Source organism: Streptococcus sp. F2, assembly GCF_056500955.1.
Genome location: NZ_JBWKAI010000013.1, coordinates 42,465 through 52,465 on the forward strand (window position 1 = coordinate 42,465; position 10,001 = coordinate 52,465).

Annotated in this window: 10 protein-coding genes, 1 tRNA gene and 1 pseudogene; 6 read left to right on the forward strand and 6 right to left on the reverse strand. The window is 42.0% G+C overall.

Annotated elements, in window-relative coordinates:
• Positions 1-50: 50 nt before the first annotated feature.
• From aroB to ACYTR8_RS05600, 5 genes are all read right to left on the reverse strand, one after another.
• Positions 51-1,124, reverse strand: a complete 1,074-nt coding sequence (gene aroB, locus ACYTR8_RS05580) for a 3-dehydroquinate synthase (RefSeq protein WP_479641817.1) — start codon at positions 1,122-1,124, stop codon at positions 51-53.
• Between the two features lie 55 nt (positions 1,125-1,179).
• Positions 1,180-1,932: a bifunctional 3-deoxy-7-phosphoheptulonate synthase/chorismate mutase gene (locus tag ACYTR8_RS05585; RefSeq protein WP_479641820.1), complete on the reverse strand. Its 753-nt coding sequence runs from the start codon at positions 1,930-1,932 to the stop codon at positions 1,180-1,182.
• A gap of 474 nt (positions 1,933-2,406) precedes the next feature.
• Positions 2,407-2,477 (reverse strand) — tRNA-Thr (locus ACYTR8_RS05590).
• A gap of 95 nt (positions 2,478-2,572) precedes the next feature.
• Complete coding sequence (locus ACYTR8_RS05595) at positions 2,573-3,940, reverse strand: MATE family efflux transporter (RefSeq protein ID WP_111717199.1); 1,368 nt, start codon at positions 3,938-3,940, stop codon at positions 2,573-2,575.
• A 13-nt stretch (positions 3,941-3,953) separates the two neighbouring features.
• Positions 3,954-4,388 (reverse strand): MarR family winged helix-turn-helix transcriptional regulator, encoded by a 435-nt coding sequence (locus ACYTR8_RS05600; protein WP_479641818.1) that lies wholly within the window; start codon positions 4,386-4,388, stop codon positions 3,954-3,956.
• 225 nt (positions 4,389-4,613) lie between these two features.
• Here ACYTR8_RS05600 and ACYTR8_RS05605 point away from each other — a divergent pair, with 225 nt between their 5' ends.
• From ACYTR8_RS05605 to ACYTR8_RS05630, 6 genes are all read left to right on the forward strand, one after another.
• On the forward strand, positions 4,614-4,868 hold the full coding sequence (locus ACYTR8_RS05605) for a DUF1912 family protein (protein ID WP_003055949.1): 255 nt from the start codon (positions 4,614-4,616) through the stop codon (positions 4,866-4,868).
• Between the two features lie 20 nt (positions 4,869-4,888).
• Positions 4,889-5,284, forward strand: a complete 396-nt coding sequence (locus ACYTR8_RS05610) for a helix-hairpin-helix domain-containing protein (protein ID WP_111717195.1) — start codon at positions 4,889-4,891, stop codon at positions 5,282-5,284.
• A gap of 354 nt (positions 5,285-5,638) precedes the next feature.
• Positions 5,639-6,019, forward strand: coding sequence for a VOC family protein (locus ACYTR8_RS05615; RefSeq protein ID WP_443597422.1), 381 nt, complete (start codon positions 5,639-5,641; stop codon positions 6,017-6,019).
• Complete coding sequence (locus ACYTR8_RS05620) at positions 6,016-6,606, forward strand: GNAT family N-acetyltransferase (protein WP_479641819.1); 591 nt, start codon at positions 6,016-6,018, stop codon at positions 6,604-6,606. The genes ACYTR8_RS05615 and ACYTR8_RS05620 overlap by 4 nt, the downstream gene beginning before the upstream one ends.
• Positions 6,603-7,166 carry an AAA family ATPase gene (locus tag ACYTR8_RS05625; RefSeq protein WP_269761032.1) on the forward strand — a complete coding sequence of 188 codons (564 nt, stop codon included), beginning with the start codon at positions 6,603-6,605 and terminating at the stop codon, positions 7,164-7,166. The genes ACYTR8_RS05620 and ACYTR8_RS05625 overlap by 4 nt, the downstream gene beginning before the upstream one ends.
• A 1-nt stretch (position 7,167) precedes the next feature.
• Positions 7,168-9,816 carry a valine--tRNA ligase gene (locus ACYTR8_RS05630; RefSeq protein WP_269761033.1) on the forward strand — a complete coding sequence of 883 codons (2,649 nt, stop codon included), beginning with the start codon at positions 7,168-7,170 and terminating at the stop codon, positions 9,814-9,816.
• Between the two features lie 30 nt (positions 9,817-9,846).
• On the opposite strand, the pseudogene ACYTR8_RS05635 reads toward ACYTR8_RS05630, so the two are convergent.
• Positions 9,847-10,001 (reverse strand): annotated as a pseudogene (locus ACYTR8_RS05635) (IS5/IS1182 family transposase); the annotation flags it as partial.

Here is a 10,001-nt window from a genome sequence, read left to right on the forward strand (position 1 = left end):
GTCAAAAGAACCTTCACAGCTTAATCGTCTGTGAAGGTTCTTTTGATATTTTAAAGCAATTCTTCTAAATCCCTAACAAATTGCTGGTCATCCTTGGCAATGGCCAGGCTGGTAAAACTGGTTTCTGTGGGCAATATAAAGATGATATGCTGGTCAGAATTTTTCTTGTCAGTTTTAAAAACGTCAAAGAGAGCTTGAGCTGACACCTCACTGTTTTGGAGACTTGTTGGTAACTGGTAAAGTTCAAAGGCTTGAAGGAGACTATTCAAGTCTTCTTTTGGCAAGAGCCCTCTGGAAACAGCCAGTTTAGCATCAACCACCATACCGATAGCAATAGCTTCACCATGATGGTAAAAATCATGGTGGCAGAGCGATTCAATCGCGTGGCCCAAGGTATGCCCAAAATTTAAGGACATGCGTAAACCATTTTCAAACTCGTCCTGTTCAACAATGCGTTTTTTGTTGATAATAGACTGACAAATCAGGTCTTCAAGTCCCGGATAAGGGCCTATTTTTGGACTAGCAAGCAACTGCTGAAAAAGCGGTCTATCATGAATGAAGCCAATTTTCAGCATTTCACTGATGCCGCAGGAGAATTCCCGTTGCGGTAAGGTTTCCAAAAAGGCGGTTGAAATAATGATAGCTTCTGGAGGATAAATACTCCCAATCATATTGGTCAACCCTTTAAAGTGAACACCAACCTTGCCACCGATGCTACTGTCTACTTGGCTTAGCAAGGTGGTTGGGATTTGAATGTAGGGAATGCCACGGTAAAAAGTAGCCGCAACAAAGCCTCCCAGATCTCCAATAACGCCGCCACCAATTGTGATAATCATGTCTTTTTTTGAAAAGTTCTCAGTGATGAGTTGTTCATAGATAGCGCTGGCACGTTCCAAGGATTTGGATTGACCACCTGGCGGACAAATATGGACAAAAGCGGTATAGCGATGACAGAGGACTTGGAAGAGGGGGTGATACAAGTCATAGACGGTTTGGTCAGTGAGGAACAACAGTTTGCGTTGTTTGCGCTCACCAAGGCACTCACCCAAGGTAGTTAAGACATCATCGGTAAATAGGATATCATAGTCCTTAACCCGAGAATGGACATGAAGTGTTTGTGGCATAATCATTCCTTTCTTTGTTGCTAACCAACAGTAATAATAGAGCGCAGCTTATGGCTTAATCTTGCCAGAGGTCATGCCCAAGTTGGTCTAATTGGTCGTAATTAATTTGCTGCGCAGCATCTGACAAGGCGTGGTCAGGATCAGGATGCACCTCCATCATAATGCCATTAGCTCCAACAGCCTTGGCGACTTTAGCAGCAGGTAAGAGAAGGTCACGTCTACCTGTCGAGTGAGACACATCCACGATAATGGGCAAATCAGTTTTTTGCTGAATAATAGGCACAGCCATAATATCAAGCATGTTTCGGGTTTCCACATCGTAACCACGGATACCACGTTCACACAAAATGATATTTGTTTTTCCTGCTTCTTGAAGATAGGAGAGAGCTCCCATAAATTCCTCAATGGTAGCCATCAAGCCACGTTTAAACAGGATTGGTTTATCAACATGAGCTAACGTTTTTAAAAACTCAAAGTTCTGCATGTTTCGAGCGCCAACTTGAATCACATCCAAGTAATCATAGGCTTCTTCTAACTGACTGTCAGACATGATCTCGCTAATAGAGATTAAATCAAATTCCTGACAAACGTCATTTAAATATTTAATCCCTTCAAGGCCTAACCCTTGGAAAGAAGTAGGTGAGGTTCTCGGTTTATAAGCACCTCCTCTAAAATAGGTGTATCCTAATTTTTTGGCGCTTGAAGCTGCTAATCTAATGTGATCATAAGATTCAATGGAGCAGGGCCCTACGATAAAGTTTCTCTTTGAGCATCCCTGATTCCGAAAATCTGACATGATGTCTTTCATCCAGTTGATTCCTTTACTAATACTAATGTGATTTATAGCCATAGCAAACTGCTTTGGTTTAATGTTTAACTAAGAAGTGAGGTAAACAAGTTATGAGCTGATTCATAGAAGGCTCTTTATGTTCAAAATACGTACCTACAACCTGTGAAATGATACCATAAACAAGGTGAAATAGCAAGTAACGACTGGGGTTTGAGAGCTTGTCATGACTCTTGGAGGATTTGTTAAAACAAATGCTATCATGAACCATTTTAGGAGGAAAAACTATGACTGACCTCAAGTGGATGTTACGACTAGTGTTAACTGCCCTTTATTTAGGCTTAGGAATCACCGTTGCATATTAGTTGATAAAAATTTATCGTTTATTGGTGAGGATTAACGACAAAGAGTAGCCGTTAAGAAAACCCATGACTAACTTACTGTACTTGGAATACTAAAAACGCCTCAACATGATGTTAAGGCGTTTTTGACGTTTGCCACCACCGAGAATCGAACTCGGAACGAAGCATTACCATTGCTTTATTATACCATTTAACTATAGCGGCTACCTTTCTATAATACTATAACTTATGAGTTGGCGCAAGCCTTTCTTTCAAAAAAATCGATTTTAAAAGCCGCCTTTTAGGCAGCTTAATGTGCGTTAATGCGTCACCCGTAAATCGTGGGGCATGCGCTTAAATTCCCGTTTGAGGAAAGTTAAAGCAGTGATAAAAGCAATAGCATCCGAAATCGGCCCAGCAAACATCACGCCCTCTACACCAAAGAAATGTGGTAGGATAAACAAGAGAGGTAAGAGAAAGATAACTTGTTTGGTTAGAGACAAGAAGGCGCCAATGCTGGCTTTACCAATAGCTTGGAAAAAGGTTGTGGATGCGATTTGAACCCCATTAAGAATGACAAAAAAGAGGAAAACGCGGACGTATTTGATACCAAACTGGAAATAAAGGGCAGAGCCATGACCAAATAAGGTCAAGAAAGGTTTAGGGAAGAGTTCAAAGGCTAAAAAGGCAACCAGAGAAATAACAATAGCTGTTTTTAGCATCAGAGCAGTGGTCTCCTTAACGCGCTCTAACTGACGTGCCCCATAGTTAAACCCAACGATTGGCTGAGCGCCTTGAACCAGTCCGATAATAACCGCAATAAAAAGCGAATTAATTTTCATAACAATCCCAGCGACAGCAATGGCAATATCACTACCATAAATGGATTCGGCACCATATTTACGTAACATATTGTTAGTGACAATTTGAATCAACATGGTGGACGATTGAAAGATAAAAGACGAAGAGCCAACGCTGACAATGCTTTTAATCACATCACGGTCCAACCTAAAGTCACTACTTTTGAGATGAATGGACTTGAATCGTCTAAAGTAAAGGCCTAAAAAGAGGGCAGAAAGAATTTGACTGATTAAGGTTGCAACGGCCGCACCTTTAATTCCCCATTGAAAACCAAAAATAAAGATAGGGTCTAAAATTGTATTTAAGATGGCCCCAACCACAATGGCCATCATCGAATAAGTTGGGCTGCCATCCGCTCTGACCAAGGGATTGAGGCTCATGGTAAACATTAAAAAAGGAATCCCGAATGCTGTGATACCAGTGTAATCAATGGCATAAGCCAAGGTTGCATCAGTAGCCCCAAATAAAATAAGTAGAGGCTTTAACAATAGGATAATCACTGCACCAATGAGTACTCCGAGGGCCAATGATAGGAAAATAGCATTTCCGATAACATGAGCTGCTCGTTCTTTTTGCCCACGGCCTAAAGATAAATTAAAATTAGAGGCCCCTCCTAAACCAAGGGTTAAGCCGAAGGCTAAACAGATAATCGTAAGGGGGAAGGCGACGCTAGTTGCTGCATTTCCTAAATACCCAACTCCGTGTCCAATGAAAATCTGGTCTACAATATTATAGAGGGAGTTAACGAGGTTGGCGATAATCGCTGGCATAGCCATAGTGGCTAGTAATTTTGGAATAGGAGCTGTTTGTAATTTATTGGTCTGCATGGTGTCCTTTCTATCAATGCTTTTGTTGAGGGTTGTGATCAATGAGAGTTTGTAGCAGTAGTCTGAGCTGAGACCGATCTGCTTCAGACAGTGCTTGAGTAAACTGCTCTTCAATGACTTTGCTTTTTTGCAAATAATCATCAGCTTTCAAGCTAGCTGCCTCACTCAATCTAATGATATTGCAACGTTTATCTTGAGGATGAGGGTGTCGTTCAATCATCCCTTTTTTCTCTAAATTCTGTAATAATCCAGTAACGGTTGGGTTGGACATTTTAAAGAAGGTTTCCAAATCAATCTGTCTGGTTAACTGATTTTGGTGAGTGCTTAGGTATTTAAGAATCTTAAACTGACTTGGTGTTAAGTCAGCATCGGCTAGTAACTGATTGGCAGTACGGTCAAAAGCTAGACTAGCCATCTTGATTAAAATACCAATATGATGATTAGGCATTGTCTTTCCTTTCTAAATACATCGTTTCCTATGTAATAACAGTATAACATAGCTCCCTATCTTTTTCTAGAGGATTATCTAAAAAATTAAGGAAAGTGTTTTCTCAATGACCATTCCATTCTAAGTCATATCCTATTACTGATGAGCTTTTTTGGAATAAGATAGCACAAGAGCCATGCCTTATGGTATAATAGTAAGGATGATTTCAGAAAGAGGAAACTCAACATGTCTTATGAAGCAGAATTTTTAAGAGATTTTGAAGACTGGGTTAAAACCCAGATTCAAGTCAATCAGCTAGCCATGACCACCAGTCAACAGGTAGCTCAAGAAGATGGCGATGAGAGAGCTAAAGACGCCTTTATTCGCTACGAAAGCAAATTAGATGCCTACGAATTTTTACTAGGTAAATTTGACAATTATAAAAATGGCAAAGCCTTTCATGATATTCCGGATGACCTATTTGGAGCAAGGCATTATTAAGGACAAGGAGACACGAAACAGTGGCAAAACAAAAAAATCGTAAAAAAGCATTGAAGTTAGAAATGAAGCGCAATGGTTTGTTAAAAAAAGCAGGTCAAGTTTTTGATAAGGCAGTTGAAAGTGTGGGGACAGCTGTGGACAAGACGATGACAGTCAGCAAGGACCTTGTGGAAAAAGGAAGCCAAACCATCAGCAACCTAACCACTCCTCATGAAAGCCTCTCTCTTGATGAGTTTTCAGCCTTAGCAGTTGTGGAAGGGATTCGCTCAGATCTTGTGGAAACCCTATATGCAGAAGGCATTCATTCAGCGCAAGCTTTTAAGGAGTGGACGGAAAAAGACCTTCTTTCTCTTAAAGGTATTGGTCCAGCAACGGTTAAAAAATTGGTCGAAAATGGCGCAAGCTTGAAAAAATAGTCATCTTCTCGTTGCTTAATGCCTATAAATTTGTTAGAATATTAGCAATCAGAGGTGCATTGAGTTGGTCTGTTACAGAGAGCGGTGGTGTTGAGAAATCCGCACAGATGCCAAGGCTGGTAGCTGAGGATCAGAAATCAGATATGAAAAGTAGCAGATCCATTTTGTGGTCTGAAACAGTGGTGGTACCGCGGAAATCGTAATACGAAATTCGTCCCTGTCTAGTGTAAGCTGGATGGGGATTTTGACGTTTTGGAAAAATTATTATCGAATGTTTGTCAAAACTAATGTATGAAATAGGAAAAGTCCACTAGAAATTTTTGTTGAGACAGGTAGTTTAAAAAGGAGGACATCATGTTACATCATGTTGAGGTTTATGTATCTAACCTAGCAAAGTCACGTGAATTTTATGAACCACTTTTGATTAAACTAGGCTATTATCTCTATCAAGAATGGGAGGATGGATTCTCTTTCAAAAAGTCAGAACACTACATCGTTTTTGTCCAAACACCAGCTGAGTTCCTTGAAGTAGGCTACCATCGTTGCCGAATAGGCCTCAATCACCTAGCTTTTTATGGTGGCAGTCGTAAACAAGTTGACCAACTGAGAAAAGACTTGATTACCAGAAGTGTCAATCTCCTCTACGAAGACCGCTATCCGTACGCAGGAGGAGAGAATCACTACGCTCTGAATCAAAATAGAGGTGGTGGGGAATTGAAAGAAGGTGATGGATGATCGTTAAGATGCTAGAAGCATACAGTGGCAAAGCTTTGCCCAAAGTGGAAACAGAACGGCTAGTATTACGTCAACGAAAATTAGAGGACGCCGAGGACATATTTGCTTTTGCTAAACTGGCTGAGGTCAGTTATCCTGCTGGTTTTCGGCCTGTTAAAAGCTTAGCAGATGAAATCACCTACCTTCAAGACATTTATCCCGCTAATCTTGAAAAAGAGGGACTGCCTTCAGGTTATGGTATTACCCTAAAAGGCGATGACAAAGTGATTGGTTCAATTGACTTTAATCATCGACGGGCGGATGATGTCTTTGAGATTGGCTACCTGCTCCATCCTGATTATTGGGGACAAGGCATTGTACCAGAAGCAGCTGCCGCCCTGATTGAGATTGGCTTTACCCTGATCGATTTGCATAAAATTGAGCTGGGCTGCTACGACTACAACAAGCAAAGTCAGGCAGTCGCTCGCAAACTAGGCTTTACCTTAGAAGCAAATATCCGTGACCGTAAGGACGTTCAAGGTCGTCGCTGTGGCGACATGCGTTTTGGCTTACTAAGAAGTGAGTGGGAGGCGTGGAAAAGGAAATGAACCTTATCATTATCGGAGCTCAAGCGTCGGGTAAGATGACCATTGGGCAGGAAATTGCCAAGCAGAAAGGTATGACCTTGTTTCATAATCACGATTCCATTGATTTTGTTTTGCGCTTTATGCCTTGGTCTCAAGAGAGCACAGCCTTGATAGAGCGTCTTCGGTTTAACTTTTTTGAGACTTTTGCCAAGACTGGTCAAGAAATGATTTTCACCATCGTGATTGATTTCAATGATCCAAATGATGTGGCATTTCTTGAAAAGATTCAAGCAGTTTTTCAGTCTTATGACCAAGAGGTTCTCTTTGTTGAATTGGAAACAGATGTCAATGAACGTCTCAAGCGCAATCGAACAGAAAATCGTCTCAAGCATAAAACTTCTAAGCGCAATATTGAGTGGTCAGAGCAGGATATTCGCTCAACCATGGATTACGCTCTATTTAACCCGGAAGAAGCGCCTCGCATGCTCACCCATTACCATAAAATCAATAATACTCATCTCACCGCTGCTGAAACAGCGCAGCTTATTATCCAAAAAATGACTCATATCAAGGAGAACTAACATGACAGAACTATCACCAAAATACAATCCTGCCGAGGTTGAGGCAGGTCGTTATCAAAAATGGCTTGCTGCAGATGTTTTCAAGCCATCAGGAGACCAAAAGGCCAAGCCATATTCTATCGTGATTCCACCGCCAAATGTGACTGGTAAGTTGCACTTGGGACACGCTTGGGACACAACGCTTCAAGATATTATCATTCGTCAAAAACGCATGCAGGGCTTTGATACGCTTTGGTTGCCAGGGATGGACCATGCAGGGATTGCGACACAGGCTAAAGTCGAAGAACGCTTGCGTGGTCAAGGCATCACCCGTTATGATTTGGGTCGTGAAAAATTCCTAGACAAGGTTTGGGAATGGAAAGATGAATATGCCACTACGATTAAAGAGCAGTGGGGCAAAATGGGTCTTTCTGTGGACTACAGCCGTGAGCGTTTCACACTAGATGAGGGTTTGTCAAAAGCAGTTCGCAAGGTTTTCGTTGATCTCTACAAAAAAGGCTGGATTTACCGTGGTGAATTTATCATCAACTGGGACCCAGCTGCCAGAACTGCCCTATCCGACATCGAGGTTATCCACAAGGATGTGGAAGGGGCATTCTACCACATGAACTACATGTTGGAAGATGGCTCACGCGCCCTTGAAGTGGCAACAACGCGACCAGAAACCATGTTTGGAGACGTTGCCGTTGCCGTAAACCCAGAAGACCCTCGTTACAAAGATTTGATTGGTAAACATGTTATTTTACCAATCGTGAATAAATTGATTCCAATCGTGGGAGACGAGCATGCCGACCCTGAATTTGGGACTGGGGTAGTTAAAATCACCCCTGCCCATGATCCTAACGACTTTGAGGTTGGTCAGCGTCATAACTTACCACAAGTGAATGTCATGAACGATGATGGAACCATGAATGAGTTAGCTGGCGACTTTGCAGGCATGGACCGTTTTGAAGCTCGTAAAGCTACCGTTGCTAAACTTGAAGAACTTGGTGCCCTAGTAAACATCGAAAAACGTGTTCACTCAGTAGGTCACTCAGAACGTTCAGGTGCAGTCGTTGAGCCTCGTCTATCCACTCAATGGTTTGTAAAAATGGATGAGCTTGCTAAACAAGCTATGGACAATCAAGAAACAGATGACCGAGTAGATTTCTACCCACCACGTTTCAACGATACCTTCCTCCAATGGATGGAAAATGTCCATGACTGGGTAATCTCTCGCCAATTATGGTGGGGACACCAAATCCCAGCTTGGTACAAAGCAGAAGGTGAGATTTACGTTGGCGAAGAAGCACCAGAAGGTGATGGCTGGACTCAAGATGAAGATGTTCTTGACACTTGGTTCTCATCTGCTTTATGGCCGTTCTCAACCATGGGGTGGCCTGATACAGATTCAGAAGATTTCAACCGTTATTTCCCAACATCAACTTTAGTAACAGGTTATGACATCATTTTCTTCTGGGTATCTCGTATGATTTTCCAATCGCTTGAATTTACAGGGCGTCAACCATTCCAAAACGTTCTCATTCATGGTCTTATCCGTGACGAAGAAGGTCGCAAGATGTCTAAATCTCTTGGTAACGGTATCGACCCAATGGATGTTATCGAGAAATACGGTGCTGATGCCCTCCGTTGGTTCTTGTCAAACGGCTCTGCGCCAGGTCAGGATGTTCGTTTCAGTTATGAAAAAATGGATGCCTCTTGGAACTTCATTAACAAAATTTGGAACATTTCTCGCTATATCCTCATGAATAATGAAGGGTTGACCTTGGAAGAAGCTGAAAGTAATGTGGCTAAGGTAGCTGCTTCAGAAGCTGGAAATGTGACTGACCAGTGGATTCTCCACAATCTCAATGAAACGATTGCTAAAGTTACGGAAAACTTTGACAAGTTCGAGTTTGGTGTGGCAGGACACATTCTTTACAACTTTATCTGGGAAGAATTTGCTAACTGGTATGTGGAATTGACCAAGGAAGTGCTGTATAGCGACAACGAAGCTGAGAAAGTTATCACGCGCTCTGTCCTTCTTTATACTTTGGACAAAATTTTGCGTCTCCTTCACCCAATCATGCCATTTGTAACCGAAGAAATCTATGCCCAATATGCCCAAGGTTCTATTGTGACCGCAGCATACCCTACGGTTACTCCTGCTTTTGAAAATGAGGCTGCGCATAAAGGTGTGGAAAGTCTGAAAGATCTTATCCGTGCTGTACGAAATGCGCGTGCAGAAGTAAACGTGGCGCCATCAAAACCAATTACCATTTTGGTGAAGACAGCAGATAGTGAATTAGAAGACTTCTTCAACAGCAATATCAACTACATCAAACGCTTCACCAATCCTGAAAAACTAGAAATCAGCTCAGCCATTGCTGCGCCAGAACTCGCTATGACCAGCATCATCACGGGCGCTGAAATCTACTTGCCACTAGCAGATTTGCTTAACGTGGAAGAAGAACTATCCCGCCTCGACAAAGAACTAGCCAAATGGCAAAAAGAACTGGACATGGTCGGCAAAAAACTCGGCAACGAACGCTTCGTCGCCAACGCCAAACCAGAAGTCGTCCAAAAAGAAAAAGACAAACAAGCCGACTACCAAGCCAAATACGACGCAACCCAAGAACGGATTGTAGAGATGAAGAAGTTGGTGGGGTAAAAGATAAGAAAACGCTATCATTTGATAGCGTTTCAGATTGAAGACAAACATCGATTTGGTGTTTGTCTTTTTTAGTGTTTTTAGATAAAAATGGCTGTTTCCGTGCTTAAACCACCTCATCTGAACAAAATAAAAAGGCTCTCCCGCCATCCTTTTGACCAGTTTTTTGAGATTTAAGCATGCCA